The sequence below is a fragment of the Rahnella sp. PD12R genome, assembly GCF_019200965.1.
GTDB classification, from domain to species: domain Bacteria; phylum Pseudomonadota; class Gammaproteobacteria; order Enterobacterales; family Enterobacteriaceae; genus Rahnella; species Rahnella laticis.
This window is the reverse complement of record NZ_JAHTMS010000001.1, coordinates 626,738-652,346: the sequence shown is the minus strand read 5'-3', so window position 1 is coordinate 652,346 and position 25,609 is coordinate 626,738. Positions and strand designations below refer to the sequence as shown.

The following is a 25,609-nucleotide window of genomic DNA, read 5'->3' as shown; positions in this document are numbered from 1 at the left end:
TTGCCTGACAGATTATCGTCAGGCAAAAGCGTTTCTTCATTTCACAAGATAACAATTTTACGACTTATGCTGTTTCGCAAACTCGTCTTTGGCTTTCTGCAATTGTTGCTGGAAAGCGGTGTTGGTGTGCAACGTGGCGACGACCGCCGAGCCGACAATACGCGCCGCATCGACATCGCTCTGCCAGTGATATCCGCAAATCACGCGGCTCTGGCCTAAATCGAAACCGCGCTGAAGGATTTGATCCTGACGTTGCGGATTAATTTCCGTCAATACCAGCGCCGTTGCCCAGCCGATGGAGGTGTGACCTGACGGATAAGATCCATTCTTAGACAGCTTATCCTGCTCGGTCGTGTTGCACGTCGGCACGCCGTAGAAGGCGAACGGACGAATGCGCATGTACTTCTCTTTCGCCGAACGGGTCGCGAGATCGCCCGCATCTTCAATCATATTGGTCAGCAGCTTATGCAGCTCCGGCGTATCTTTCGCCGTAATCGGTGAACCAAACGCCGTGGAGAACGCATTCGCAACGCCGCCCGCGCTCAGGTTGGCATCTTCAGCCGCCAGCTTGCCGCGTTCCGTCGAACGCAAAAGACGCCCTTGTTCGTACATCGCCTGATCGTTGAGAAACGCAATGCTGCCCACAGCCGGTGGCGGCGGAAGCAGCGCCAGGCTGTTGATTGCCTGGTCGTTTTTCAGATAGTACAAGTCTGGTTTGGTGGTTGCATCATTGCCGGTGAGGGCAAAGGCATTGACAGAGAAAAGTCCCGCAAGACAAAAAGTAGCAACAATTTTCATGAAGGTTTCCTTACGGACATTAGAGTTTTCATTACGAACTCATTTTCGTAACATTTGTTAACATGTGTAAGTAAAACAAATTCTTCATCAAAAAAAATGCGCGAGATCTCAAAATTGGGAATTTGTGGGTATCGGGGGATTTGCAGTAAGAGAGATAAATTCACAGGATTTTGTTGGAGATGCTTGGTGTCCCCTACAGGAATATAAAGTTAAATTATTTATCTGATTTATATTGATAAACTAACAATTCAATTGTTAGGAGAGATACTTCGAGAGACCGCATGACTAGCCAGACAGCAATCATGCAATATCTCTATCAAGGTTTGGCTTTTATACGTGCCCGTATTCAAAAATAATTTAGGTTAAGAGTAACGGCGAGTATGATGCCGGGATTACCCATAGCAAGTACAAGGAAATGTCATGGAGATACAGTACAGTTGCGAGTCAGCCCCAAGAGCGCGCAGGGAAATGATGTCATGACCAAAGGTTATTATCTGGTCATACAGGATAAAACTACCTGTGGCGGCATTATTATCGAAGGGGAACCGACCCATACGATAATAGGTAAGGCTGTTGCGCGGGAGCAGGACAGAGTGACCTGCGTCCAGCATCCGGGCATGTACATCATCGTGGGGCATATTCCGGGGGATTCGATACTTGGGCGTAAGTTTGCGGGGACGTTGCACAGCTACAGCAGTTGCCCCTGCAAAGCGCGGTTTATTCCCTCACAGATGAACGATACCTACGAGCTGCAAGGTGGGCCAACGGCCGCTGAAGCTCCCGTACCTGTAGCTGAGCCGGAACAACATGCTCAGTCTGCGAAAGTGCCAGAGAAAGTAACGACTCGGAATGAACCCAAGATTTTACATCGTGAACCCGTGGAGCCGGGGTTCTGTGTATTGCCATACGGGGCAACAGCAGAAGCATTTGAACCGTGGTTATTTATGTCTGCACCACCAGAAGGAGCTAAAGAGCTTTATCATTCTCTGAACGGCAGCGAGCAATTTAAAGCAGGCTCAATTTTGCTACTGGTCGATCCGTTGAAGCAGAACAGCGAACAGATCATACACATGAAGACGGCTAAGGCGCGAATTGATACCGCGTTGGCCCCTCTAACGCCTCAAGAGGCCAGTTTTTTACACCGTAACAAAGATACTATTGATTTGTTTACCTCACATACCAGTTTGTATGGTGGAGTAGCTGCGGATGCTGCTGGCAAGTATTTCGAGAAAGTCGAAATTATCTTAGCGAAAATACAAGCCACGTATAAAAACCAATACATCACCAGTGGGACATTAATTGGTGAACAATTTTTTGTTGAACGAAGGAAATTATTTAAAGAGTTGGACGGTGTATTAACAGATTTCACCAAGTATAAAATAGGTTTGAAAGATTACCCTGATATTCGTCGCTCACTTGGTTTGTCATCAAGCGCAATAACACATCGTTGGAATCAAACTGGCGTGTCAGATATTGAGGGCTATGCCACGTATATGGAGAACGCTGCCAAATATGTGAAATTGATGAAAAAAGCCGGCTATGTTGGTATTGTCTTAGATGGCGTTAATCGGTTAGATAAAGTATATGAAGCTTGTACGGTAGGAAGTGATTGTGCAAAAACGTCTTTCACCGAAGTTGGTAGTTTTAGTGGTGCCGTTCTGGCTCCGATTTATACAGCTCCTGCTGTTGCTAGTGCATCAACTGCGGTGTGTGCCGTTGTCCTTGGTGCTCTAACCGCTGAGGTTGGTGGTGCCGGGGCTTTAGCCTGTGGAGTTATTGTCTCGGGCGCTGCTGGATATGGTATTAGTGAGTTAGGGGGCAAAGGCGGCGAGTTGTTAGGAGAGACAATATATGAGGTCACTAAATGACGATATCTGTTATTGATCTTACTATATCTATAGTTACAGCTTTGGGGATCGCCTTAGGTTTTATTACCATTGCCCTGTCATATTTAAATAAAAAAAGATTCATTAAGGTATGTGCTTTGTATGAAAAGGAATTTGGTTCTTTACCTCTAAGTGTTCAGGAGTTTTATGAATCAGATATGGTGGGTTTTAGTGAGGGATATGCTATGAAAATTCAATTCATAATTAATCCTATAATTTTTGGTAAGAAATCGGCACATAGTAAATTCAATGATGTTGAGTTTATGCGGGCTCTTCCCAGTAATATAAAAAAATGGTTTGTTGTTGAGTATCTTTTATCAGTCACTGGTCTTGCTTTACTCGCTATTTCTGGTGTTTGTTTTTATTTTAAGTAATGAATATTTTTGAATGACTTTTTTAATTAAAATGTGTGGCTAGTTATCTGTGGTGTTTTTTTCTAATTAATTTTGAACAGAATCGCCATTTATCTGTGAACTAAACATTCCTACGTAAAGGAAAATTTGGTGATGCCTCTAATTAGTTGAATTGATGTATAATGCCCGCTTTTGAGGTTTCCGCATGGCAAGCGTTAATGTTCATTATCCCCGTTGTCAGTCTGCTCAGGTTTATCGCCATGGGCAGAACCATAAAGGCCACGACCGATTTCGCTGTCGTGACTGCCATTGCTCACCTATACCTATGAAGCCCGTAAGCCTGGCGTCAGAGAGCAAATTACCGAAATGGCCTTCAACGGTGCTGGTGTCCGGGATACTGCAAGGACGCTCAAAATCGGTATTAACACCGTCATCCGCACCTTAAAAAACTCTCACCGAAGCGAATAACATCATCTCCGGTCGCTCATGCAGATGTGGCACTTATCTGCGAACTCGACGTTTGTAAGCGGCATAGGGAGTATCTCTCTCGAAGTTCCAACTCACTGAGAGTAACTAAAAGAGATACTTTATTCTATCGCTACCCATGCTTTTTGATGGTTTTGATTGGAAATGAAAATGGCGCTCATGCCTTGTGTTGTGTGGGCTTGGTGGGTTTTATTGGGGGGTAAAAAGAGTTGTGTTGGTGTCCCCTACAGGAATCGAACCTGTAACTAGCCCTTAGGAGGGGCTTGTTATATCCGTTTAACTAAGGAGACACGGACGCCAGTGGAAAGCGCCCGCGTAGTATACCCGTTTTTCTCTCAATAATAAGGCGTTAGCCTGTCGTTTGGTCGTTTCGTCGCCAGTTCTGCGCTTTTATTCCTCTTCACGGTTTCGCCGCTTCCTTCTTCGCGGCTTCCTGTTCTGCCTTTTTGACTTTGGCTTTCTTCTGATTGCTCATGTCGTTACGGATTTGTGCGTGGCTGATCAGCGCAAAGATAAAGGTACCGCCCGCGATGTTTCCGGCCAGCGTCGGCAGGGCAAAAGGCCAGATGAAGTCAGTCCACGGGATTGCGCCGGAGAAGACCAGATAGAGGACTTCCACCGAGCCGACCACGATGTGTGTCAGGTCGCCGATTGCCACCATGTAGGTCATCAGCATAATTACCCACAGTTTGGCGGCACCTGCGGAAGGGATCATCCAGACCATCGTCGCAATCAGCCAGCCGGAAACCATGCCGCCGACAAACATCGCGCCGGGCCCTTTTTCCATAATTTCCATGCTGATCTCGTGAAAGGCTTTGTCGGTCTCCGGATCAAAAAATGGCACCAGATGGAACGCCAGCGCTGCAAAGCCGCCGCCGATGATATTTCCGATCAGCACCAGCCCCCACAACCGCAGCAAGAGCGCGACGTTTTTGCCGGTCAGTTTTTGCATGACGGGCAACACGGCGGTGACGGTGTTTTCCGTAAACAGCTGCTGGCGCGCCATGATGACAATAATGAACCCGACGGTATAACCGATGTTTTCGATAAAGAACCGTTCGGGCGAGTCGGGCAGGCGGGCGTGAAGAATGCCTTTCGCCATCAGCGAGGCGCTGATCGAAAGCCCGGCGGCAATCGCTGACCAGAGCAACGCCTGGCCGTCACGTTCCAGCTCTTTCTCGCCTTCCATGCGGATAACTTCGTGCACGGCGGCCGCCTTTGAGGGCAGATTCTCTTCACCGGTTTCGATTTTCTTACCCTGCGAATGCTCCTCGCTGTCAACGTCGGTACTGCTCTCCTGCTTTTTATCGTCGCTCATCGTTCTCCCCCCAAAAAAATCAAAGTGATAAAAAAGTCCGTCATGCATAAGCATAGGCGAGGCCGGGAATTTATGAGCAGATATACAAATAAGTTACAAACCGTTAACCCATGAACCTTATGGGTCATTTTTGGGGCAATGTCTGCGATATCAGACTTTTCTGGCGGGCGTTTATATGTAATAACGTACCGCTCCCTAAGCTGCGTCGTGCCGGACGCCTGTGATATGATGCGGACTTGTGAAAAATAAGAGACATTTCCATGTTTGAAGCCCTTAACCTGAGCTGCGTTCGCGATGAGCGGACCTTGTTTAGTGGCTTGAGTTTCACGGTCTTACCGGGCGAAATGGTGCAGATTGAAGGCCGGAACGGTGCCGGTAAAACCAGTTTGCTGCGTATTCTGGCCGGGCTGTCCTCTCCGGACGTCGGTGAAGTCCGCTGGCAGGGCGTCAGTACCCGCCGTCAGCGCGATGTTTTTCACCAGGAACTTCTGTATCTCGGGCATCAGCCCGGCATAAAGTCAGTGCTTACTGCGTTTGAAAACCTTGCCTTCTATCTGTCTGTCAGCAGTGCGTCTGTTCGCGGTGACGCCGCAGCGGAAGCTATTTATCAGGCACTCGAAAATGTTGGCCTGCTGGGCTACGAAGATGTCACGGTCGCGCAGATGTCCGCCGGGCAGCAACGGCGCGTGGCGCTGGCGCGTTTATGGCTGAGCAAGGCGCCACTGTGGATCCTTGATGAACCGCTGACGGCCATTGATAAGCAGGGTGTTGCGACGCTGATTGCGCTGTTCGAACAGCATGCGCAGCAGGGCGGAATGGTGCTGCTGACCACGCATCAGGATTTGCAGGGCGTTAACCGCGACGTGCGGAAAATCCGTCTGACCGGCGCAGAGCTGGCGTGACGCGAAAGGGAAAGAGACGGAATGTTTACTAAGGTTCTGAGCCGCGAACTGAAAATTGCTTTTCGAAAAAGCGCCGAAATTATCAACCCGCTGTGGTTTTTCCTGATTGTTATTACGCTGTTTCCGTTAGGAATTGGCCCTGAGCCAAAACTGCTGGCGCGGATTGCGCCCGGTATTGTCTGGGTTGCGGCGCTGTTATCGTCTTTGCTGGCGCTGGAAAGGTTGTTCCGCGATGACTATCTCGACGGCACGCTAGAGCAGCTGTTGTTATTGCCTTCGCCGCTGGCACTCACGGTTCTGGGGAAAGTATGTGCTCACTGGGTGGTGACCGGTTTGCCGTTACTGATCCTCTCTCCGCTGATTGCCCTGTTACTTTCACTGGATTTTGAAACCTGGAAAGCCGTCGCGCTGACGATTTTACTGGGGACGCCGACGCTGAGTTTTATCGGCGCCATCGGCGTGGCGCTGACGGTCGGGCTGCGCAAGGGCGGCGTGTTGCTGAGCCTGCTGGTTCTGCCGCTGTACATTCCGGTGCTGATTTTTGCCACCGGCGCCATTGATGCCGCGTCGATGTCGATGCCCGTCGGCGGGTATCTGGCCATTCTCGGCGCGATGTTAGCGGGCAGTGCGACATTAGCGCCGTTTGCTACAGCAGCCGCCCTGCGAGTCAGCGTTCACTAACCCGTCATACTTCGGGCTGCAGATGCGTTGGCTGCTCTTCGCCACCCGAATCACTGACTTGTGTCAGCTCATCGGGATGGCGTCGTTTGCCGCCTTCCTGCAACCCGAATTATTTAGGGTTAGTTTTGACGCTGGCACTAAACACTGAATTATTTTACGTGCCGTTACAATAGAGAAGAAAAAACGCAACCTTTGACTAACATCACACTTCTCTATAGTGAACAATAGACATGCCAACAATAAGTGCGGGGAATTGCCTTCCGACCGCACAAGAGCCCACCGAGGTTCCACGGCAACCCACACAGTGACTTTTTAAAGTGAGCAACGATAACAATGTGGAAATGGTTACATCAACTCGCGCGGCCTGAACGGCTTTACCACGTCTGTGGCCGGTTCATTCCGTGGCTCGGGCTTATCGGTATTGCCTGTCTGGTGATCGGCTGGGTTTGGGGTTTTGGCTATGCGCCGCCCGACTATCAGCAAGGGAACAGCTACCGGATTATGTACATTCACGTCCCTGCGGCGATCTGGTCGATGGGGATTTACAGCGCAATGGCAATCGCGGCGTTCATCGGCCTGGTGTGGCAGATGAAGATGTCGGATCTGGCCGTTGCGGCGATGGCGCCGGTCGGTGCCGTTTTCACGTTTATCGCACTGGTCACCGGCTCAGCCTGGGGCAAACCGATGTGGGGCACATGGTGGGTCTGGGATGCGCGTCTGACGTCCGAACTGGTGTTGCTGTTCCTCTATCTCGGGGTGATTGCGCTGTATAACGCCTTCGACGATCGTCGTCTGGCGGGGCGCGCCGCGGGGATTCTGGTGCTGGTCGGCGTGGTCAATATTCCTATCATTCATTACTCCGTTCAGTGGTGGAACACGCTGCATCAGGGTTCCACCAACATGCAGCAAACCATCGACCCGAGTATGCGTTATCCGCTGCGCTGGGCGATTTTCGGTTATCTGTTCTTCTTTATTACCCTCACGCTGATGCGTTTACGCAACCTGATCCTGAATCAGGAACGTCTGCGTCCGTGGGTGGCTGGCCTGCTGAATAAGGAGCGTCGCGGATGAGCCCTGCATTCTCAAGCTGGCCCGATTTTTTCGCCATGGGCGGTTATGCTTTTTATGTCTGGCTGTCGGTGGCGGCAACCCTGATTTCCCTGATTGCGCTGGTGGTGCATACCCTCGTGCAGCATCGTCAGATTCTGGACGATGTAAAACGCCGTCAGGCTCGCGAAAAACGCATTAATCAGTCCACGTCTAAAAAACAGCAAGGCGCACAGACGTCACCGCTGGAACCGGACACATCCGGGGAGAAGTTATTGTGAATCCACGTCGTAAGAAGCGCCTGTCGCTGGCGCTGGTGGTGCTGATCGGCCTTGGCCTGAGCATTTCACTGGTGATGTATGCGCTGCGTTCCAACATTGATTTGTTTTATACCCCGAGTGAAATCTTGCAGGGCAAAGGCGAAAACCACGAAATGCCGGAAGTCGGCCAGCGCCTGCGCATCGGCGGCATGGTGATGCCCGGTTCGGTAAAACGGGATCCGAAAAGCCTGCAGGTGAGTTTCAAGATTTATGATGCACGCGGCGCGATTGCGGTGACGTACAACGGTATTCTGCCGGACCTGTTCCGTGAAGGGCAGGGTGTGGTGGCGCAGGGTGTGATGGAACCGGGGAATGTCGTGAATGCGATTCAGGTTCTGGCCAAACACGATGAAAAATATGTGCCGCCGGAAGTTGCCGACGCCATGAAAGAAAACCACAAAGGACCCGCATCTGCCTACGTGGGTAACGATAAAGGAAACAACCGCTCATGATGCCGGAACTGGGAACATTTGCACTCTGTCTGGCGTTAGGGCTGGCGGTTTTACTGAGTATTTACCCGCAATGGGGCGCGGCGCGGCAGGATAACCGGATGATGGCGATGGCGCGTCCGCTGGCGTACGGCATGTTTGCCTGCATCGTGCTGGCGTTTGCGATTCTGGTTCACGCGTTTGTGGTGAATGATTTTACCGTCGCGTATGTCGCTAACAATTCCAATACCCATTTGCCGGTGTATTACCGCGTGGCGGCAACCTGGGGCGCGCACGAAGGATCGCTGCTGTTATGGGTGTTGCTGCTGAGTTGCTGGACGCTGGCCGTTGCGCTGTTCAGCCGTCAGATGCCGCAGGATGCCGTGGCGCGCGTGCTTGCCGTCATGGGCATGATCACCGGCGGTTTCCTGTTGTTTATTCTGCTGACGTCGAATCCGTTTATCCGCTCTTTGCCGAATTTCCCGGTGGACGGCAGTGACCTGAATCCGGTGCTTCAGGACATCGGCCTGATTTTCCATCCGCCATTGCTGTACATGGGTTACGTCGGTTTCTCGGTGGCATTCGCGTTTGCGATTGCCTCGCTGATGGCCGGACGGCTTGATACCGTGTGGGCGCGCTGGTCGCGTCCGTGGACCACGGCGGCTTGGGTGTTTCTGACCATTGGCATCGTGCTCGGCTCTGCGTGGGCGTATTACGAATTAGGCTGGGGCGGCTGGTGGTTCTGGGATCCAGTCGAGAACGCGTCATTTATGCCGTGGCTGGCGGGAACCGCGCTTATTCACTCGCTCGCCGTGACCGAAAAACGCGGGACATTCAAAGCCTGGACGGTTCTGCTGGCGATCACCGCGTTCTCGCTGTGTCTGCTCGGGACTTTCCTGGTGCGTTCCGGCGTGCTGGTATCGGTTCACTCATTCGCCTCAGATCCGGCGCGCGGCATGTTTATCCTCGCGTACTTAGTGATTGTTATCGGCGGTTCCTTGCTGTTGTACGCCTTTAAAGGCAACTCGGTGCGTGCGCCGAGCCGTCATGAACTGCATTCGCGTGAAAGTTATCTGCTTGGCAATAACGTGCTGCTGGTCGCCGCCATGCTGGTGGTGCTCCTCGGCACGCTGTTACCGCTGATTCATAAACAGCTCGGGCTGGGCAGTATTTCCATCGGCGAACCGTTCTTTAATACGATGTTTACCTGGCTGATGGCACCGCTGGCGCTGTTGTTAGGTATCGGCCCGCTGGTGCGCTGGCGTCGAGACGAGCCCAGCAAACTGTGGCGTCGTCTTGGCGTTGCGCTGGTGGTGACGCTGGTTCTGTCGATTCTTCTGCCGTGGTTGTTGCAGGACAAAATTGTTGGCATGACCGTTGTCGGCCTGCTGATGTCGGTGTGGGTGATTGTGCTGACGCTGATGGAGCTGCATGAACGCGCCACGCACCGTCATTCGTTCTGGCGCGGCCTGACCAAACTTTCCCGCAGCCACTGGGGCATGGTGCTTGGTCATCTGGGCGTGGCAGTCACGGTGATTGGTATTGCGTTCAGCCAGAATTACAGCGTTGAGCGCGATGTGCGCATGAAAGCCGGTGATACCGTGGATATCCATGATTATCACTTTGTCTTCCGTGACGTTCGCGACATTACCGGCCCGAACTATGCCGGCGGCGAAGCGAACATCGACGTCACGCAGAACGGCAAAAAAGTCACCACGCTGCACGCGGAAAAACGCTTCTACAGCGTGGCGCGCAGCATGATGACCGAAGCCGCCATCGACGGCAATCTGGCGCGCGACCTGTACGCCGCGCTGGGCGAAGAGCTGGATGACGGCTCGTGGGCGGTGCGTTTGTACTACAAACCGTTTGTCCGCTGGATCTGGCTGGGCGGCCTCTTTATGGCTGCCGGCGGCGTGTTGTGTATTCTCGATCCGCGCTACCGCATGAGCAAAAAACTGAAGAAACAGGGCAATGCGGAGGCTGAAGCATGAACCGTAAACTTCTTTTTATTCCGCTGGTTCTGTTTCTGGCGCTGGCGGCGGCATTTTTAGTCCAGCTGACGCGCAACGCCAACGGCGATGATCCGACGTTGCTCGAATCCGCCCTGATCGGCAAACCGGTGCCGGTGTTCAAGCTGGAATCGCTGGCGCAGGCCGGAAAAACTTACGATCAGTCAGTGCTGCGCGACGGCAAGCCGATGCTGCTGAACGTCTGGGCGACGTGGTGCCCGACGTGCCGTGCCGAACATGATTACCTGAACACACTGGCCGCCAAAGGCGTACGCGTGGTCGGGCTCAATTACAAAGATGACCGTCAGAAAGCGGTCAGCTGGCTGAATACGCTGGGCAATCCGTACATGCTGAGCCTGTACGACGGCGACGGAATGCTCGGTTTAGATCTCGGTGTGTACGGCGCGCCGGAAACTTTCCTGATCGACGGGCAGGGCATTATCCGCTATCGCCATGCGGGCGATTTGAATGAGAAAGTCTGGCAGAGCGAAGTGTTGCCGCTGTACAAAAAATACGGAGGCAACGCATGAAAATCTTACGCGCATTGCCTGCGTTAATGCTCGGCGTGGCACTGAGTTTCAGCGCTTTCGCGGCTATCGATACCTATCAGTTTAAATCGCCGCAGCAGGAGCAGGATTACCGCGAGATCACCGGGCAGCTGCGCTGCCCGAAATGCCAGAACACCAATATTGCGGCGTCCGATTCAATTATCGCCGCCGATATGCGCAACAAGGTGTTCCAACTGCTCAATGAAGGGCAGGATCGCCAGCAAATCGTCGCCTATATGGTGGCGCGTTACGGCAACTTCGTTACTTACGAACCGCCGGTGACGCCATCGACCATTATTCTGTGGCTTGGTCCGGTGCTGGTGGTGATTATCGGCGCAGGAATGATTTTCATGCGTTCCCGACGCCGTGCCGTGGTCAGTGAAACCGGTACAGAAGAAATGTCAGAACAAGAGAAACAGCGCCTGGCGCAATTACTTAAAGACAGCGACAGGACAGGATCATGAGTATTTTTTGGCTGTGTATTGGAGTGATGCTGGTGATCGCGCTGGCGCTGTTTGTCGTGCCGGTGATCCGTGGCGACCGCGCAGAACATACGTCGCGCGATGCGCTCAATAAAGCGTTTTACCATCACCGCTTACGTGAGCTGGAGCAGGACGAATCGCAGGGTGTAGTAGATGAACGCCCGGCGCATATTCAGGAATTGCAGGAAAATTTGCTGACCGATATCCCTGACGGCCACGCACCGGCAGCGGTACAACCGATCGGCCGCTGGACGCTGGTGCCGGGCGCGATTTTGCTGGTGATCATCACGCTGGGCCTCTATTTATATGCGGGCGGATTAGGGCAGGTGAGTGCGTGGAAACAGGTGATGCAGCATATGCCTGATTTGCGTCATCGTATCGCGGATGACCACGGTACGCCGCTGACCGCAAGAGATGTGCAGGATTTAGGGCTGGGATTACGGACTGATTTGCAGGCCGATCCGGAAAATGTGCAGGACTGGGTTATGCTGGGCCGCGTGGGTATGGCGCTCAATAACGCCGCTACGGCCACACAGGCTTACGCCCATGCGTATGAACTGGCCTCGAATGATATGTCAGTGAAACTCGGTTATGCCGAGGTGTTAACCCGTTCATCTGATCCGCAAGATAACCTTACCGGCGGAAATCTCTTACGCAGTATGCTGGAAAAATCTCAGGGCGATCTGCGTGTATTAAGCTTGCTGGCCTATAATGAATATGAACAGGGTCACTATCCGCAAGCCATTGGCGCGTGGGAAGTTATGCTGAAAATTCTGCCGGCGGGTGATAAACGGCTTGAGATGGTTCAGGCAAGCATTGCACAGGCAAAACAGAAGGCGGGAATCGATCAGGTTAAACTGGCGGTAAACGTGACGCTTTCTGCTGATGCACAAAGGAAACTTCCGCAGGATGGCACGGTCTTTATCTCGGTGACTGATGGCAGCAGTCCGGTGCCGGTTGCAGTGAAAAAACTGCCGCTGAGCCGCTTCCCGCTGGCGATTACCGTTGATGACAGCAATGCAATGATGCCGGAACGCTTGCTTTCTTCGTTGCAAAAATTAAAAGTACGCGTTCGTATTTCACAAAATGGTCTGGCGACGCCAGCCTCGGGTGACTGGTACGGCGACAGTTCGCTGACCGATTTTGCCGGTAACGGCCAGGTCAGCATTGAAATTAATCAGCAGGTTCCTTAATCACGAGCCGAAGATCAAAAACAGGGAGATATCCATGAACTTACGCCTGACTGGGCTGGCGTTTGCGACAGTTTTGCTGGTCGGTTGTGCCGGCACGTCCGGATCATCGGACAGCGAACAGCAGGGACGATCTGATCCGCTGGAAGGTTTCAACCGCGCGATGTTTAACTTCAACTTCAACTACATGGACCCGTATGTACTGCGTCCTGTGGCTGTTGCCTGGCGTGATTACGTGCCGCAACCGGCGCGTAACGGCACCAGTAATTTCCTGAGTAACCTTGATGAACCGGCCAGCATGGTGAACTCCTTGCTCAAAGGCGATCCGTACCGCGCGGCGATCCACTTCAACCGTTTCTTCCTTAATACCCTTCTGGGGATGGGCGGTCTGATTGATGTGGCATCGATGGCGAACCCGAAACTGGCACGCGAAGAAGCGCAAGGATTCGGCAGTACGCTGGGACATTACGGCGTGGGTTACGGCCCGTACGTGATGTTGCCGGGTTACGGCAGTGCGACCATTCGTGATGAAGGTGGCGATCTGGTCGATGACCTGTATCCGATGCTCAGCTATCTGACCTTCTGGATGTCAGCCGGTAAGTGGGTATTGCAGGGCGTAGAAACGCGTGCTGAATTGCTCGATTCTGACGGCCTGATCCGAAACTCTTCCGATCCTTACCTGATGATCCGTGAAGCCTACTTCCAGCGCCATGACTTCCTGGCGAGAGGCGGTCAGCTGACACCGCAGGTGAACCCGAATGCGGCACTGATTCAGGGTGATCTGAAGGATATCGATTCGGAGTAACTGTCCGGCCGAATTCCGTACAAAAAAAAGCGCCTCCCGGCGCTTTTTTCATTTATGTATTCGGTCGTGAATAACGATTAGAAGCTGTAGTTAAAGTTCGCGCCGTACAACATCGCGGTGCCTTTAGCCTGGAACTCATAATTCGGCACGCCGTCAGCTACTTTCTCGCTGATATTCACCGTCTGGCCATGCATGTAGGAGACACCGACGTCCACGGAAGCATCTTTGGTAAACGCATACGTGGTACCGGCTGAAATCCAGAAACGGTCCTGATCCGGGATAGAAATGGTGCGGTTGTCCGCCGGAACCGGGCTGTCATCAAACGCGATACCGGTACGGAATGTCCAGTTTTCGTCGTAGTAATAGGTGGTACCCAGCGCGATGCGGTAAGCATCATGATAGCCTTCGTCTTTCTGGAACAGCGTCTGGCCCTGAGAACCGGTGGCTTTCAGCTCCTGGAACTGGCTCCAGCTGGTGTACGCCAGGCTATAGTGAATAGCCCATTTCGGTGCGACGCGGTTATACCCTGACAATTCCCACATTTCTGGCAGATTCAGGGTCAGTGAACCCGGAACCGTGTGGCCGCCTGTGCCGCCCAATGCCTGCGGAATGCCGTTGCGGTATTCGCCATCGAAATCGATTTTCACTTCTGAACGATATGTGAAGCCGTAACGGTTGTTGTCATCCACTTCATACAGGATACCGGCGTTCCAGCCGTAGCCCCATTCGTTGCCTTTCAGCTTAGCGGCTTCAGTATCAGCTGGCAGCAAACCGCCGGTTTTAATCGGCACCAGTTCGCCCGCAGTACGGCGGATTTTCGCTTTCGCATAGACCGCATCAAAGCCCAGACCGAAGCTGAAATGCTCGTTCAAACGGTAAGCGACGCTTAAGTTATTGTTGATGGTGGTCAGATCGGTTTCGCCACCAATCGGGCCTGCCGGATAATTATCGTTAAACTCTGTCGCCAGACCGTAGTTTGAGGTCGCCGATGCGCCGAAAGCCCATTGCTCATTCAGCGGCATAATAAAGTGGATATTCGGCACCCACTGGTTTGGTGCAATGTTATTGGCACTGGTATCAGCACCCGTGACCGGAGACTTGCCTGTAACATCGACATCCGGGTCGACATAGATTGCGCCGATGGAAAACGCCGGACGATTAAACATTGTCATCGTCGCCGGGTTACGGCTTCCGGATGCTGCGGTATCAGCGATAGCGCCTTCACCCGAGAAAGAACGGCCTAAACCGGCGGCGGTGTATTCATTGAGCTGAAAACCTGCCGCGTATACGTTGGAGGAAACAATTGCCACTGCAGCTGCCAGAGCTGATCTTTTAAACAGGTTTTTCTGGTTCATGACCAAAACCTCAATTTTATGTTTTTATCAAACAATGTTACATCAAGTAACAATGAGCGCGGGATTGTAGGGTTCGTTATCAGTCTGACAAATCAGACCAGTGAGCGAAGTATAGGTCTGACCTGTGGTGTAGTTGCAATGATGTTTCATTGATATTTCTTATTTGATGCAAGAAATTGGATCCACTTAACAAAAAACCAACAATAAAAGTTCAATTAAGAAACGCTAAAGTGAGAACGTTGACGTATTAATCATCGATTCATTACATTTACGTGATCTGGATCACCTCAAAGGCACATAAAAAGTAAGTGCTAGCTGTAGCCCAACCGCTGGCGTAAAATACAGGCTGAAAATAATTCTTTAATTCGCAATCAGGCCAGACGGTAGACGTTGCCGTTGATGCCGGGGAGAAAATTATGTCTGACGTAACCATGTCCTCTAAATCCACCCAACCTCTGCATTCCATCAACAAATGTGGCGCCGAAGAAACGGCTGCCTGCTGTTGTGTTGATGTCGGCACCATTATGGATAACACCGACTGCACCGCTTCTTACCTGCACGTTTTCGAAACCGAAGCGCAGGCCAAAGAAATGCTGCAAACCCTGACCGAACGCGCACGCGGCGTTGAATCAGAGCCTTGCGAAATTAACAGCAAGATTGAAAAAGTTGACGGTGGCGTTGAGCTGAAAGTGGATTTCACTTTCTCCTGCCAGGCAGAGACCATGATCTTCCAGCTCGGATTACGTTAATTAATCCTGCTTTTAAAATACCGCTGCCAGACAGCGGTATTTTTTGTCTGCTATTTTTCCAGCCTCTTTCTTTTCACTCTCATTTCAGAAAAATTTGCTGTTGCTCGCACTTCATTACCTTTCACTTTGCCAAATGTAAATACATAGTTAACACTGAGTTATCAGGTCTGACCTCTTAAGACCCTATTTACTCAGGAGCTTGTATGAACAAAGTCATTCCACTGGTTACGCGTGAAGGCGATCGCATTGCGATTGTCGATGGTTTGCGCACGCCGTTTGCCAAGCAAGCCACCGCCTATCACGGGATCCCCGCAGTGGATTTAGGTAAAACCGTGGTCAGCGAGCTGCTGGCGAAAAGTGGAATCGATCCGAAAGACATTGATCAGCTGGTATTCGGACAGGTTGTCCAGATGCCCGAAGCGCCGAATATTGCGCGCGAAATTGTGCTCGGCACCGGAATGAATGTTTCGACCGACGCTTACAGCGTTTCCCGCGCCTGTGCGACCAGTTTTCAGGCGGTGGCGAACGTGGCCGAAAGTATTCTCAGCGGCACAGTGCGCGTCGGGATTGCGGGCGGAGCCGATTCCTCATCGGTACTGCCGATTGGTGTCAGTAAACGCCTCGCCCGGGCACTGGTTGATGTCAATAAAGCGCGCACACTGTCGCAGCGCCTTTCGATTTTCAGCAAACTGAAATTACGCGATCTGCTGCCGGTTCCTCCGGCGGTGGCGGAATATTCCACCGGCCTGCGCATGGGCGATACCGCTGAACAGATGGCAAAAAGCCACGGGATTTCCCGCGAACAGCAGGATGAGCTGGCGCACCGTTCGCACACGCTGGCTGCGCTGGCCTGGGAACAGGGCTATCTGAATTCACAGGTGATGGCGGCGCAGGTTCCGCCTTATCGTGAAGTGCTGCAAAAAGACAACAACATCCGCCTGAATTCAGAAATCGGGCAGTACGCGAAACTGCGTCCGGCATTTGACCGTAAACACGGCACCGTGACGGCAGCAACCAGTACGCCGCTCACCGACGGCGCCGCTGCGGTTCTGATGATGAGCGAATCCCGCGCCCGTGAATTAGGGCTTGAGCCACTGGGCTATCTGAAGAGCTTTGCGTTTTCCGCCATTGACGTCTGGGAAGACATGCTTCTCGGCCCGGCATACGCCACGCCACTGGCGTTAGATCGCGCCGGACTGACGCTGGCGGATCTGGATCTGATTGATATGCATGAAGCCTTTGCCGCGCAGACGCTGGCAAATATCAAAATGCTGGCCAGTGACGAATTCGCCCGCGAAAAACTGGGGCGCAGTCAGGCCGTTGGCGAAATCGACTGGGATAAATTCAACGTTTTAGGCGGTTCGCTGGCCTACGGCCATCCGTTTGCTGCAACCGGCGCACGTATGATCACGCAAACGCTGCATGAATTACGCCGCCGCGGCGGAAAATACGGGCTGACCACCGCCTGTGCCGCCGGTGGTCTGGGTGCAGCAATGATTCTGGAGGCAGCGCAATGAGGGACAACATGGACAATTCCGTGCTGGCAGAACAGTCATCCGCAGAGCCGGTTTCCGCTTTCTCACTGATGTTTACGGCAGAGCATGTCGGCATCATCACCATTGATGTTCCCGGTGAAAAAGTGAATACCCTGAAGGCTGAATTTGCTCAGCAAATCTGCGCTATTTTGCAAAAAGCGCAGCAATATCCGAATCTGAAAGGTCTGGTGCTGGTTTCCGGTAAAAGCGACTCATTTATTGCCGGTGCCGACATCACGATGATTTCCGGCTGCAAAACGGCGGCTGAAGCCAGCGAACTGGCGCAAAAAGGCCAGACGGTCATGTCGCAGATTGCGTCGTTTTCCGTCCCTGTCGTCGCGGCTATTCACGGTGCCTGTCTCGGCGGCGGGCTCGAACTGGCGCTGGCGTGCCATTCGCGTGTCTGCTCGCTGGATGACAAGACGCAGCTCGGCCTGCCGGAAGTGCAGCTCGGGCTGTTACCCGGTTCCGGCGGCACGCAGCGTTTACCACGTTTAATAGGCGCGCCTAAAGCGCTGGATATGATGCTCACCGGGCGCAGCATTCGCGCGAAACAGGCGCTGAGAATGGGGCTGGTGGACGACGCCGTGCCTTATTCAATTTTGCTGAAAACCGCGCTGGAACGTGTCGCCAAAGGCCGCAAATCCCGGCCACCTTTACCGTGGCAGGCGCGGCTGGCGGGCGGACCGCTGGGGAAAAGCCTGTTGTTTTATTTTGTGCGCAAACAGACCCGCGCAAAAACGCACGGTAATTATCCGGCCACGGAAAAAATTATTGATGTGGTGAAAACGGGTCTCGACCAGGGCAGCGGAAACGGCTATCAGGCCGAAGCCAAAGCTTTTGGCGAACTGGTGATGACGCCGCAATCTGCCGCGCTTCGCGGTTTATTCTTTGCCTCGACGGCGCTGAAAAAAGAAAAAGGCGCTGACGCTGAGCCGTTGCCGGTTCACCGCGTCGGGATCCTCGGTGGCGGGCTGATGGGCGGCGGTATTGCGAATGTCACCGCGACCCGCGCCGGGCTGCCGGTGCGCATTAAAGACATCAATCACGAAGGCATCCGCCACGCACTGAAATACAGCTGGGATCTGCTGGAGAAAAAAGTCCGCAGCCGCAGGCTCACCCGCAACGAACAGCAGCGGCAGATGATGCTGATTTCGGGGACGACGGATTACAGCGGTTTTTCGCAGATTGATATCGTGGTGGAAGCGGTATTTGAAGACCTGACGCTCAAGCAATCGATGGTGGCAGAGATCGAGAAAAATGCGGCGCCGCGTACCATATTTGCTTCAAACACCTCTTCTTTGCCGATTCATCAGATTGCGGAAAAGGCCACAAGGCCTGAGCAGGTTATCGGCCTGCATTATTTCAGCCCGGTAGACAAAATGCCGCTGGTAGAAGTTATTCCCCATGCGGGCACCAGCGCGCAGACGATTTCGACCACGGTAACGCTGGCGAAGAAACAGGGGAAAACGGCGATTGTGGTCGGTGACAGCGCCGGGTTCTACGTAAACCGCATTCTTGCTCCTTATATTAACGAAGCGGCGCGCTGCCTGCTGGCCGGTGAGCCTGTCGATCACATCGATAGTGCGCTGGTGAACTTTGGCTTCCCTGTCGGGCCAGTTCAGCTTCTCGACGAAGTGGGCATTGATGTCGGCACTAAAATCGGCCCGATTCTGGTGGAGGCGTTTGGCGAGCGTTTTGCCGCGCCATCCGGCTTTAACGCAGTCCTGCAAGACGACCGCAAAGGCCGTAAAAATGGCAAAGGTTTCTATCTCTACGGCCAGAAAGGGCGCGGGGCGAAGAAAAAACAGGTCGATCCTTCGGTCTATCGTTTGCTGAATGTCACGCCAAAAGCACAGCAGTCTGGCGAAGAGATCGCACAGCGCTGCGTCATGTTGATGCTGAACGAAGCCGTCCGCTGCCTGGATGAAAATGTTATCCACAGCGCCCGTGATGGTGATCTCGGTGCAGTCTTTGGTATTGGTTTTCCGCCGTTTCGCGGCGGGCCGTTCCGTTACATCGATACGCTCGGTGCTGCCAGCGTGGTGAAAACGCTGGAACAACTGGCGCAGCGTTACGGTGAGCATTTCACGCCGTGTGACGGTCTGCGCCAGCGGGCGGAGCAGGGCGGACGTTTCTGTCCCTGAGAGAGGCGCGCGAAAAGGTCGGCAGAGTGTGACCCTCGTCACTGCTTAATGCTGAGTTTCGCGACAATCTGGAACAGATCCTGCTTGCCGCCTGACGACAGCGCGCGGGATCTTTTTTATGGTGAGGCCGGCTTTGTGTACGAACAATCCCAAGCGGTTGATCTACAACCCGAGTGGTTAAATATTCGCCTGAACAGTTTACAAGCTGTAAGGGTTGGTGTAAAAAACAGCGTTTTCTTTACGCGAACTTTCAGGCAAAATGCCCGACCGCTGTTGCTGCACAGACAGAATTTGTGGGCACAGCGTGTTAAGTGGATGTACTGCCTTACAGTTATCTTGTCATGAGAAGTGTCGTCCGAACGGCGATCAAAAAGGCTGGGCAATGGGTAATACAGCACGCAAGGCGTTTCTGTATAGCGCTATTTTTGTTAACAAAAGCGGTGCAATATGCAAGTTGTAATTATGCGTCACGGTGATGCGGTTCTTGAAGCAGCCAGCGATTCGGTTCGTCCGTTAAGCGAATGCGGATGTGACGAATCAGTACATATGGCGGCATGGCTGAATGGCCGGGGTATCACCATTGACCGCGTTCTGGTCAGTCCGTACCTGCGTGCGCAGCAGACACTCGAAAAAGTTCGTCAGTATCTGTCTCTGCCTGAAAACGTTGAGATTGATATTCTGAAAGAACTGACACCGGGCGGCGATCCTGCTCTGGTTGCCAGTGAATTGCAGCATCTGGCGCAGACGGGCGTCAATGCGGTGCTGGTGGTTTCCCACCTGCCGCTGGTCGGTTACCTGGTCGCAGAATTGTGTCCGGGAGTTTGCCCGCCGATGTTCGCCACCTCTGCCATGGCAAGCGTGGAGCTGAATGCGCAAACCGGGCAGGGCAGCTTTGACTGGCAATTCAGTCCGTGCCAGGTGATGGCTAAGGTTTAATTTTCCGGGACGGAATATTAAACAAAAGAAAGGCACAGTCGTGGAAACGCGCTGTGCCTTTCTGCTTTCTGGTATTCGCCAATGTAGTCAGCTGATTTTGTCATCCAGCTCGACAAGCACCAGCAACGCCGCAGTGCCGCCTAATTCTTTGGGGGCCTGATGGAAGGCTTCAACGTCAGGATGCTGAGCCAGCCACAACGGGGTTTGCTGCTTGAGGATATGCTTGCCGTGGCCGTGCATGACGCACGCACAGTGAACGTGTTCGCGGCGGCAGGCGGCGATCAGCGCCCCTAATTCCTGCTTGGCTTCTTTCTGCGTTAAACCGTGCAAATCAAGAAACAGCTCGGGGGAATAATCTCCGCGGCGCAATTTCTTCAATTCAAAATGGCTGACGTCTGGCCGGATGTGACGAACCGGGCCTTCTTCCTGCAACATCGGCTGGAATTCATCAGAAAAATAATAACTGGCGTCCACCTGCTCCTGAATCAGCTTTTTCGGCGACAGTTCTGACACTTTTTTCCGCAGCGGACGGTGAGTAATTGTGTCGTTTTTCAGGCGCTTGACGCCCGGTACGGCTTCACGAAACAGGGCCGCTTCCTCCGGGCTCAGCCGGTGTTTTTTCTTCATTTTTTTATCGTCATTTTCGCTCAATTCCGACAGTGTACCTTCCGTCACCCTGCGGTTTAAAGAAAACTCAGGGTTAAATTCTTCGAGGCGTCGCGCAAGTGCGTTGACTAGCTGCTGATTTGTGGCGGGCTTCGTGGCAAACTATGCGGAAAATTACGGGTTAAACGTCTGTTAAAAACCCTGTACTGCCTGGAGAACAAAATTGGACAAAATTTTCGTCGACGAAGCCGTCAGTGAACTGCATACCATTCAGGACATGCTGCGCTGGACCGTCAGCCGCCTCAACGCGGCCAATGTTTATTACGGTCATGGCACCGATAATCCGTGGGACGAAGCCGTGCAGCTGGTTTTGCCAAGCGTGTTTTTACCGCTCGACATTCCTGAAGACATGCACACGGCGCGTCTGACCTCCAGCGAGCGTCACCGTATCGTTGAGCGCGTTATCCGCCGCGTCAACGAGCGCATTCCGGTCGCCTATCTGACCAACAAAGCCTGGTTCTGCGACATGGAATTTTATGTCGATGAGCGCGTTCTGGTGCCGCGCTCGCCGATTGGTGAACTGATTAGCCACCGCTTCTCCGGCATTTTGCACGACAAACCTCAGCACATCCTCGACATGTGTACCGGCAGCGGCTGCATTGCGATTGCCTGTGCTTATGCTTTCCCGGAAACGGAAGTGGACGCCGTGGATATCTCCGCGGACGCGCTGGCCGTGGCTGAGCGCAATATCGACACGCACGGCATCGAGAACTGGGTTACACCAATCCGTTCTGACCTGTTCCGTGAATTGCCGCCGCTGCAATACGACCTGATCGTCACGAACCCGCCGTACGTTGACGAAGAAGACATGTCCGATTTGCCGCAGGAATACCGCCATGAACCGGTACTCGGTCTGGCCTCCGGCAGCGATGGCCTGAAACTGACGCGCCGCATTCTGGCCTGCGCACCGGATTACCTGACCGATGACGGCGTGCTGATTTGTGAAGTGGGCAACAGCATGGTACATCTGATGGATCAATATCCTGAGATCCCGTTCACCTGGCTGGAATTTGAAAACGGCGGTGACGGTGTCTTCATGCTGACTAAACAGCAACTGCTTGATTGCGCAGAAGAGTTCCGCGCTTACCGCGACTAAATACCCTGTTGACCGGCTGTGCGTCAGCCGGTCATTTTGCAAATAAACAACTTATAATTGGTTAAGGAGCCGTGATGGCAGGGAACAGTATTGGGCAGTTTTTCCGCGTCACCACCTTCGGCGAATCTCACGGTGTGGCACTCGGCTGCATCATTGACGGCGTACCGCCGGGCATCTCGCTGACAGAAGCAGACCTGCAACACGACCTCGACCGTCGTCGTCCGGGAACCTCGCGTTACACCACGCAGCGCCGTGAAGCGGATGAAGTCAAAATCCTGTCCGGCGTATTTGAAGGCGTAACGACGGGAACCAGCATCGGCCTGATTATCCAGAATACCGACCAGCGCTCGCAGGATTACAGCGCGATCAAAGACGTATTCCGTCCGGGCCATGCCGATTACACCTACGAACAAAAATACGGCGTACGCGACTATCGCGGTGGCGGCCGTTCTTCTGCCCGTGAAACCGCAATGCGCGTGGCCGCAGGCGCGGTCGCGAAGAAATACCTGCTCGAAAAATTCGGCGTTAAAGTGCGCGGCTATATGTCCCAGATGGGCGACATTACCTGCGAACTGAAAGACTGGGATCTGGTCGAAACCAACCCGTTCTTCTGCCCGGATGAAAGCAAACTCGAAGCGCTGGACGAACTGATGCGCAGCCTGAAAAAAGAAGGCGACTCGATTGGTGCCAAAATTACCGTGGTTGCCGAGCATGTGCCGGTTGGCCTTGGCGAGCCGGTATTCGACCGTCTCGATGCCGATCTGGCGCATGCGCTGATGAGCATCAATGCCGTAAAAGGCGTGGAAATCGGTGACGGTTTTGCCGTGGTCAGCAAACGTGGCAGCGAAAACCGTGACGAAATTACGCCAAACGGTTTTGAAAGCAATCACGCGGGCGGCATTCTTGGCGGGATCAGCAGCGGTCAGCCGGTGGTTGCGCATCTGGCGCTGAAACCAACGTCCAGCATCACCGTTCCGGGACGCACCATTAACCGTGAAGGCGAGCAGGTCGAGATGATCACCAAAGGCCGTCATGATCCGTGCGTGGGGATCCGCGCCGTGCCAATCGCCGAAGCCATGATGGCGATTGTGCTGATGGATCACCTGCTGCGTCAGCGTGCCCAGAACGGCGACGTTCATTCTACTGTGCCACGCTGGTAAGCCTTCGATGAAATTCTTACGCAACGTTCCTGCGTTTAAAACCGCCTGCGCCAGTCTTCTGGCGCTCGCGCTCTGCGCACCGGCTATGGCGGCAACGCCCTGGCAGAAAATTACTCAACCGATTTCCGGCGCGCCGCAGGCAGTAGGAAGTTACGCCAACGGATGTCAGATTGGTGCACAACCTTTGCCGCTGAATTCACCGGATTATCAGGTAATGCGTACCGATCAGCGTCGTTATTTCGGCCAGCCGGATTTACTGGCGTTCATCACGCGACTCGGTACTCAGGCGCAGCAAAAAGGGCTGGGAACCATGCTGGTCGGCGATATGGCGATGCCTGCGGGCGGGCGTTTCAGCAGCGGACATGCCAGCCATCAGTCCGGGCTGGATGTGGATATCTGGCTGCAACTGCCCCGTCAGCGCTGGAGCGAGCAGATGTTGCTGAAACCACAGCCTATCGATCTGGTCAGTGCTAACGGCAAGTCTATTGTGCCGAGTCAATGGCAACCGCGTATCGAAACGCTGATCAAAATGGCAGCGCAGGATAAAGACGTGGTGCGCATTTTTGTGAATGCGGCGATCAAACAACAGCTTTGTCAGGATGCGGGCGCTGACCGTGAATGGCTGCACAAAGTGCGTCCGTGGTTTGGCCATCGTGCGCATATGCATGTGCGTCTGCGTTGCCCGGCAGGCAGTACCGAATGTGAAAATCAGGCTCCGCCGCCTCCGGGTGACGGATGTGGTGCCGAGCTGCAAAGCTGGTTCCTGCCACCGAAACCTCCGACAGGTAAACCGGTGAAATCTGAGCCACCTCCGCTGCCGCCAACGTGTCAGGCGCTGCTGGATAAACACGTTCTTTAACAACGTTTCAATAACTCTTCGCCACGTAAAGCGGGACTGATAGAAAAATGGACTGGTTGATTGTTGCCCCCTGGGTCGTAGGTGTTCTGTTTTTAGTCGCGTTAGTGGCGGGATTTATTGATTCAATCGCAGGCGGTGGCGGCCTTATCAGCCTGCCTGCATTGCTGGCAGCCGGGGTTTCTCCGGCTCAGGCGATTGCAACCAACAAGCTTTCGGCGGTAGGCGGTTCTTTCTCCGCCAGCCTGTATTTCGTGCGCCGGAAAGTGGTGGATCTTAACGATCAGAAGCTCAACATTGCCTGCACGTTTGTGGGTTCTGTGCTGGGTGCGATCCTGATCCAGCGCTTACAGGCCGATATGCTGCGCCAGATCCTGCCGCTGCTGATCATCTGCATCGGGCTGTATTTCCTGCTAACCCCGAAACTGGGCGAAAGCGATCGCCAGCGGCGTCTGTCTGCGCTGCCTTATGCGCTGGTCGGTGGCGGCTGCGTCGGGTTTTATGATGGCTTTTTCGGCCCTGGCGCCGGTTCGTTTTACGCACTTGGCTTTGTGACGTTATGCGGATTTAATCTCGCGAAAGCCACGGCGCACGCCAAGGTTCTGAACTTCACCTCAAACTTTGGTGGCCTGCTGTTCTTCATTTTGGGCGGCAAAGTGGTCTGGGGATTAGGATTTGTGATGATGGCAGGGCAGTTTATCGGCGCACGTCTCGGCGCGCGGATGGTACTCAGCAAAGGCCAGAAGATGATCCGCCCGATGGTGGTGGTGGTTTCCGTGGTGATGAGCTGTAAACTTATTTATGACAACCACGGTGCTGAAATCCACCAGTGGCTTGCCCTCCATATTTGAAGCTGCAGAATGCTTGCCCGAAGTCATGAAATAGGTCATTCAATCAAGGGTATATTGTCGCCCCTGATCTTACTTACAGAGTTTCACAGCAAATATGTCTGATTCGACTGCAACACATAACTATCATCAATTGATGGACATTTTTGATTCCTGTTTCTTTGAGGAATTCAACGTGCGCCTGGTGAAAGGCGACGACGAACCGATCTACCTGCCCGCCGATGAGCAGGAACCGTTTAACCGCATTGTGTTTGCACACGGCTATTACGCCAGCGGGATGCACGAGATTTCCCACTGGTGCGTCGCAGGCGCTGAACGCCGCAAGCTGGTGGATTTCGGTTACTGGTATTGCCCGGATGGCCGCGATGCGCAAACCCAAAGCGAATTCGAAAAAGTCGAAATCAAACCTCAGTCTTATGAATGGCTGTTCTGCGTCGCTGCCGGCTTTAATTTCAACGTGAGCTGTGACAACCTGAGCGGCGATTGCGAGCCAGACCGCGTGGGCTTCCAGAACAAAGTGCGTGAGGAAGTGCTCCGCATGCTGGATCAGGGCATCCCTGAAAGACCGGCGCGCTTTATTAAAGCGTTACAATCGTTTTACAATACCGCCCCTTTAACGCCTGCAGATTTCCCTGCGTTGCAGCCGATTGAATAAAAAAACAGAGTCCGGATACGAGGAAGAGTAATGATCGCAGAATTTGAAACGCGGATTTTAACGCTGATCGACGACATGGTCGAAAGCGCCAGCGACGATGAATTATTTGCCAGCGGTTATCTGCGGGGCCATCTGACCGTCGCGGTTGCCGAGGCGGAAGAGAATGGCGAACATACCGCCGAAGCGCTGAAAATTCGTGTTCAGGATGGCCTGGATAAAGCCATCAAAGCCGGTGAATTATCACCGCGCGATCAGGCTCTGGTTCAGGGGATGTGGGAGACTTTGTATCAGGCTTCTTTACCAAACTAGCCGGGATTTCTGTAAAAAAAAGCGCAGCACGGTGTTACGGCTGC

General features: G+C 53.3%; 26 protein-coding genes, 1 tRNA gene and 1 pseudogene. 23 read left to right on the top strand and 5 right to left on the bottom strand.

Annotated elements, in window-relative coordinates; translation table 11 throughout:
- Nucleotides 1-57: 57 nt before the first annotated feature.
- Nucleotides 58-798: an acid phosphatase PhoC gene (gene phoC, locus KWG64_RS02940; RefSeq protein WP_101076177.1), complete on the bottom strand. Its 741-nt coding sequence runs from the start codon at nucleotides 796-798 to the stop codon at nucleotides 58-60.
- Between the two features lie 476 nt (nucleotides 799-1,274).
- Between phoC and KWG64_RS02935 the strand changes: the two genes are divergently transcribed.
- The 3 genes and pseudogenes from KWG64_RS02935 to KWG64_RS02925 all read left to right on the top strand — a co-directional run.
- Complete coding sequence (locus KWG64_RS02935; RefSeq protein WP_218520859.1) at nucleotides 1,275-2,666, top strand: PAAR domain-containing protein; 1,392 nt, start codon at nucleotides 1,275-1,277, stop codon at nucleotides 2,664-2,666.
- Complete coding sequence (locus KWG64_RS02930; protein WP_218520999.1) at nucleotides 2,663-3,058, top strand: hypothetical protein; 396 nt, start codon at nucleotides 2,663-2,665, stop codon at nucleotides 3,056-3,058. Before KWG64_RS02935 ends, KWG64_RS02930 begins: the two co-directional genes overlap by 4 nt.
- 184 nt (nucleotides 3,059-3,242) lie before the next feature.
- Nucleotides 3,243-3,555, top strand: a pseudogene (locus tag KWG64_RS02925) (IS1-like element transposase); the annotation flags it as partial.
- 183 nt (nucleotides 3,556-3,738) lie between these two features.
- On the opposite strand, the gene KWG64_RS02920 reads toward KWG64_RS02925, so the two are convergent.
- Nucleotides 3,739-3,813: transfer RNA gene (locus KWG64_RS02920), tRNA-Arg, on the bottom strand.
- Nucleotides 3,814-3,923: 110 nt separating this feature from the next.
- Nucleotides 3,924-4,841, bottom strand: coding sequence for a formate/nitrite transporter family protein (locus KWG64_RS02915; RefSeq protein ID WP_218520858.1), 918 nt, complete (start codon nucleotides 4,839-4,841; stop codon nucleotides 3,924-3,926).
- Nucleotides 4,842-5,101: 260 nt separating this feature from the next.
- Here KWG64_RS02915 and ccmA point away from each other — a divergent pair, with 260 nt between their 5' ends.
- The 10 genes from ccmA (at nucleotide 5,102) to mlaA (ending at nucleotide 13,253) form a co-directional block, all read left to right on the top strand.
- A complete protein-coding gene (gene ccmA / locus KWG64_RS02910) occupies nucleotides 5,102-5,743 on the top strand; it encodes a cytochrome c biogenesis heme-transporting ATPase CcmA (protein ID WP_218520857.1) in 642 nt (213 codons plus the stop codon).
- Nucleotides 5,744-5,764: 21 nt separating this feature from the next.
- Nucleotides 5,765-6,424 (top strand): heme exporter protein CcmB, encoded by a 660-nt coding sequence (gene ccmB, locus KWG64_RS02905; RefSeq protein ID WP_101076165.1) that lies wholly within the window; start codon nucleotides 5,765-5,767, stop codon nucleotides 6,422-6,424.
- Between the two features lie 333 nt (nucleotides 6,425-6,757).
- A complete protein-coding gene (locus KWG64_RS02900) occupies nucleotides 6,758-7,495 on the top strand; it encodes a heme ABC transporter permease (protein WP_195816412.1) in 738 nt (245 codons plus the stop codon).
- Nucleotides 7,492-7,752: a heme exporter protein CcmD gene (gene ccmD, locus KWG64_RS02895; protein ID WP_218520856.1), complete on the top strand. Its 261-nt coding sequence runs from the start codon at nucleotides 7,492-7,494 to the stop codon at nucleotides 7,750-7,752. Before KWG64_RS02900 ends, ccmD begins: the two co-directional genes overlap by 4 nt.
- Nucleotides 7,749-8,243, top strand: coding sequence for a cytochrome c maturation protein CcmE (ccmE, locus tag KWG64_RS02890; RefSeq protein ID WP_101076162.1), 495 nt, complete (start codon nucleotides 7,749-7,751; stop codon nucleotides 8,241-8,243). The genes ccmD and ccmE overlap by 4 nt, the downstream gene beginning before the upstream one ends.
- Entirely contained in the window at nucleotides 8,240-10,210 is a 1,971-nt protein-coding gene (locus KWG64_RS02885; protein WP_218520855.1) for a heme lyase CcmF/NrfE family subunit, read from the top strand. Before ccmE ends, KWG64_RS02885 begins: the two co-directional genes overlap by 4 nt.
- The gene (locus tag KWG64_RS02880; protein ID WP_195816410.1) at nucleotides 10,207-10,758 is read left to right on the top strand and encodes a DsbE family thiol:disulfide interchange protein; all 552 of its coding nucleotides are present in this window, start codon (nucleotides 10,207-10,209) and stop codon (nucleotides 10,756-10,758) included. The genes KWG64_RS02885 and KWG64_RS02880 overlap by 4 nt, the downstream gene beginning before the upstream one ends.
- Nucleotides 10,755-11,240, top strand: a complete 486-nt coding sequence (locus tag KWG64_RS02875) for a cytochrome c-type biogenesis protein (protein ID WP_218520854.1) — start codon at nucleotides 10,755-10,757, stop codon at nucleotides 11,238-11,240. The genes KWG64_RS02880 and KWG64_RS02875 overlap by 4 nt, the downstream gene beginning before the upstream one ends.
- The gene (ccmI, locus tag KWG64_RS02870) at nucleotides 11,237-12,451 is read left to right on the top strand and encodes a c-type cytochrome biogenesis protein CcmI (RefSeq protein ID WP_218520853.1); all 1,215 of its coding nucleotides are present in this window, start codon (nucleotides 11,237-11,239) and stop codon (nucleotides 12,449-12,451) included. Before KWG64_RS02875 ends, ccmI begins: the two co-directional genes overlap by 4 nt.
- Nucleotides 12,452-12,485: 34 nt before the next feature.
- Nucleotides 12,486-13,253, top strand: a complete 768-nt coding sequence (gene mlaA, locus KWG64_RS02865) for a phospholipid-binding lipoprotein MlaA (RefSeq protein ID WP_218520852.1) — start codon at nucleotides 12,486-12,488, stop codon at nucleotides 13,251-13,253.
- A 77-nt stretch (nucleotides 13,254-13,330) separates the two neighbouring features.
- On the opposite strand, the gene fadL is transcribed toward mlaA, so the two are convergent.
- Nucleotides 13,331-14,608 carry a long-chain fatty acid transporter FadL gene (fadL, locus tag KWG64_RS02860; RefSeq protein WP_195816405.1) on the bottom strand — a complete coding sequence of 426 codons (1,278 nt, stop codon included), beginning with the start codon at nucleotides 14,606-14,608 and terminating at the stop codon, nucleotides 13,331-13,333.
- Nucleotides 14,609-15,024: 416 nt separating this feature from the next.
- Here fadL and KWG64_RS02855 point away from each other — a divergent pair, with 416 nt between their 5' ends.
- From KWG64_RS02855 to sixA, 4 genes are all read left to right on the top strand, one after another.
- Nucleotides 15,025-15,357 (top strand): YfcZ/YiiS family protein, encoded by a 333-nt coding sequence (locus KWG64_RS02855; protein ID WP_101076468.1) that lies wholly within the window; start codon nucleotides 15,025-15,027, stop codon nucleotides 15,355-15,357.
- Between the two features lie 203 nt (nucleotides 15,358-15,560).
- Nucleotides 15,561-16,874 (top strand): acetyl-CoA C-acyltransferase FadI, encoded by a 1,314-nt coding sequence (gene fadI / locus KWG64_RS02850; RefSeq protein ID WP_195816403.1) that lies wholly within the window; start codon nucleotides 15,561-15,563, stop codon nucleotides 16,872-16,874.
- Nucleotides 16,871-19,039 carry a fatty acid oxidation complex subunit alpha FadJ gene (fadJ, locus tag KWG64_RS02845; protein WP_218520851.1) on the top strand — a complete coding sequence of 723 codons (2,169 nt, stop codon included), beginning with the start codon at nucleotides 16,871-16,873 and terminating at the stop codon, nucleotides 19,037-19,039. The genes fadI and fadJ overlap by 4 nt, the downstream gene beginning before the upstream one ends.
- 447 nt (nucleotides 19,040-19,486) lie before the next feature.
- Nucleotides 19,487-19,975, top strand: coding sequence for a phosphohistidine phosphatase SixA (sixA, locus tag KWG64_RS02840; protein WP_218520850.1), 489 nt, complete (start codon nucleotides 19,487-19,489; stop codon nucleotides 19,973-19,975).
- A gap of 87 nt (nucleotides 19,976-20,062) precedes the next feature.
- Here the strand turns inward: sixA and smrB are convergent, their stop codons facing one another.
- Nucleotides 20,063-20,602: an endonuclease SmrB gene (gene smrB, locus KWG64_RS02835; protein ID WP_104924666.1), complete on the bottom strand. Its 540-nt coding sequence runs from the start codon at nucleotides 20,600-20,602 to the stop codon at nucleotides 20,063-20,065.
- A 202-nt stretch (nucleotides 20,603-20,804) separates the two neighbouring features.
- Between smrB and prmB the strand changes: the two genes are divergently transcribed.
- The 6 genes from prmB (at nucleotide 20,805) to KWG64_RS02805 (ending at nucleotide 25,565) form a co-directional block, all read left to right on the top strand.
- Nucleotides 20,805-21,737 (top strand): 50S ribosomal protein L3 N(5)-glutamine methyltransferase, encoded by a 933-nt coding sequence (gene prmB / locus KWG64_RS02830; RefSeq protein WP_152324412.1) that lies wholly within the window; start codon nucleotides 20,805-20,807, stop codon nucleotides 21,735-21,737.
- A 74-nt stretch (nucleotides 21,738-21,811) separates the two neighbouring features.
- Entirely contained in the window at nucleotides 21,812-22,897 is a 1,086-nt protein-coding gene (gene aroC, locus KWG64_RS02825; protein ID WP_195816400.1) for a chorismate synthase, read from the top strand.
- A gap of 85 nt (nucleotides 22,898-22,982) precedes the next feature.
- Nucleotides 22,983-23,756, top strand: a complete 774-nt coding sequence (gene mepA / locus KWG64_RS02820; RefSeq protein WP_218520988.1) for a penicillin-insensitive murein endopeptidase — start codon at nucleotides 22,983-22,985, stop codon at nucleotides 23,754-23,756.
- Nucleotides 23,757-23,803: 47 nt separating this feature from the next.
- Entirely contained in the window at nucleotides 23,804-24,604 is an 801-nt protein-coding gene (locus KWG64_RS02815; RefSeq protein WP_195816399.1) for a sulfite exporter TauE/SafE family protein, read from the top strand.
- Between the two features lie 94 nt (nucleotides 24,605-24,698).
- The gene (locus KWG64_RS02810) at nucleotides 24,699-25,256 is read left to right on the top strand and encodes an elongation factor P hydroxylase (protein WP_195824727.1); all 558 of its coding nucleotides are present in this window, start codon (nucleotides 24,699-24,701) and stop codon (nucleotides 25,254-25,256) included.
- 30 nt (nucleotides 25,257-25,286) lie between these two features.
- Nucleotides 25,287-25,565, top strand: coding sequence for a YfcL family protein (locus tag KWG64_RS02805; RefSeq protein WP_101076148.1), 279 nt, complete (start codon nucleotides 25,287-25,289; stop codon nucleotides 25,563-25,565).
- The last annotated feature ends 44 nt before the right edge of the window (nucleotides 25,566-25,609 follow it).

Excerpts from the sequence above, each read along its gene's own strand:
- phoC (WP_101076177.1), bottom strand. The coding sequence starts at position 798 with ATGAAAATTGTTGCTACTTTTTGTCTTGCGGGACTTTTCTCTGTCAAT.
- KWG64_RS02935 (WP_218520859.1), top strand. The coding sequence starts at position 1,275 with ATGACCAAAGGTTATTATCTGGTCATACAGGATAAAACTACCTGTGGC.
- KWG64_RS02930 (WP_218520999.1), top strand. The coding sequence starts at position 2,663 with ATGACGATATCTGTTATTGATCTTACTATATCTATAGTTACAGCTTTG.
- KWG64_RS02915 (WP_218520858.1), bottom strand. The coding sequence starts at position 4,841 with ATGAGCGACGATAAAAAGCAGGAGAGCAGTACCGACGTTGACAGCGAG.
- ccmA (WP_218520857.1), top strand. The coding sequence starts at position 5,102 with ATGTTTGAAGCCCTTAACCTGAGCTGCGTTCGCGATGAGCGGACCTTG.
- ccmB (WP_101076165.1), top strand. The coding sequence starts at position 5,765 with ATGTTTACTAAGGTTCTGAGCCGCGAACTGAAAATTGCTTTTCGAAAA.
- KWG64_RS02900 (WP_195816412.1), top strand. The coding sequence starts at position 6,758 with ATGTGGAAATGGTTACATCAACTCGCGCGGCCTGAACGGCTTTACCAC.
- ccmD (WP_218520856.1), top strand. The coding sequence starts at position 7,492 with ATGAGCCCTGCATTCTCAAGCTGGCCCGATTTTTTCGCCATGGGCGGT.
- KWG64_RS02885 (WP_218520855.1), top strand. The coding sequence starts at position 8,240 with ATGATGCCGGAACTGGGAACATTTGCACTCTGTCTGGCGTTAGGGCTG.
- KWG64_RS02880 (WP_195816410.1), top strand. The coding sequence starts at position 10,207 with ATGAACCGTAAACTTCTTTTTATTCCGCTGGTTCTGTTTCTGGCGCTG.
- KWG64_RS02875 (WP_218520854.1), top strand. The coding sequence starts at position 10,755 with ATGAAAATCTTACGCGCATTGCCTGCGTTAATGCTCGGCGTGGCACTG.
- ccmI (WP_218520853.1), top strand. The coding sequence starts at position 11,237 with ATGAGTATTTTTTGGCTGTGTATTGGAGTGATGCTGGTGATCGCGCTG.
- mlaA (WP_218520852.1), top strand. The coding sequence starts at position 12,486 with ATGAACTTACGCCTGACTGGGCTGGCGTTTGCGACAGTTTTGCTGGTC.
- fadL (WP_195816405.1), bottom strand. The coding sequence starts at position 14,608 with ATGAACCAGAAAAACCTGTTTAAAAGATCAGCTCTGGCAGCTGCAGTG.
- KWG64_RS02855 (WP_101076468.1), top strand. The coding sequence starts at position 15,025 with ATGTCTGACGTAACCATGTCCTCTAAATCCACCCAACCTCTGCATTCC.
- fadI (WP_195816403.1), top strand. The coding sequence starts at position 15,561 with ATGAACAAAGTCATTCCACTGGTTACGCGTGAAGGCGATCGCATTGCG.
- fadJ (WP_218520851.1), top strand. The coding sequence starts at position 16,871 with ATGAGGGACAACATGGACAATTCCGTGCTGGCAGAACAGTCATCCGCA.
- sixA (WP_218520850.1), top strand. The coding sequence starts at position 19,487 with ATGCAAGTTGTAATTATGCGTCACGGTGATGCGGTTCTTGAAGCAGCC.
- smrB (WP_104924666.1), bottom strand. The coding sequence starts at position 20,602 with ATGAAGAAAAAACACCGGCTGAGCCCGGAGGAAGCGGCCCTGTTTCGT.
- aroC (WP_195816400.1), top strand. The coding sequence starts at position 21,812 with ATGGCAGGGAACAGTATTGGGCAGTTTTTCCGCGTCACCACCTTCGGC.
- mepA (WP_218520988.1), top strand. The coding sequence starts at position 22,983 with ATGGCGGCAACGCCCTGGCAGAAAATTACTCAACCGATTTCCGGCGCG.
- KWG64_RS02815 (WP_195816399.1), top strand. The coding sequence starts at position 23,804 with ATGGACTGGTTGATTGTTGCCCCCTGGGTCGTAGGTGTTCTGTTTTTA.
- KWG64_RS02810 (WP_195824727.1), top strand. The coding sequence starts at position 24,699 with ATGTCTGATTCGACTGCAACACATAACTATCATCAATTGATGGACATT.
- KWG64_RS02805 (WP_101076148.1), top strand. The coding sequence starts at position 25,287 with ATGATCGCAGAATTTGAAACGCGGATTTTAACGCTGATCGACGACATG.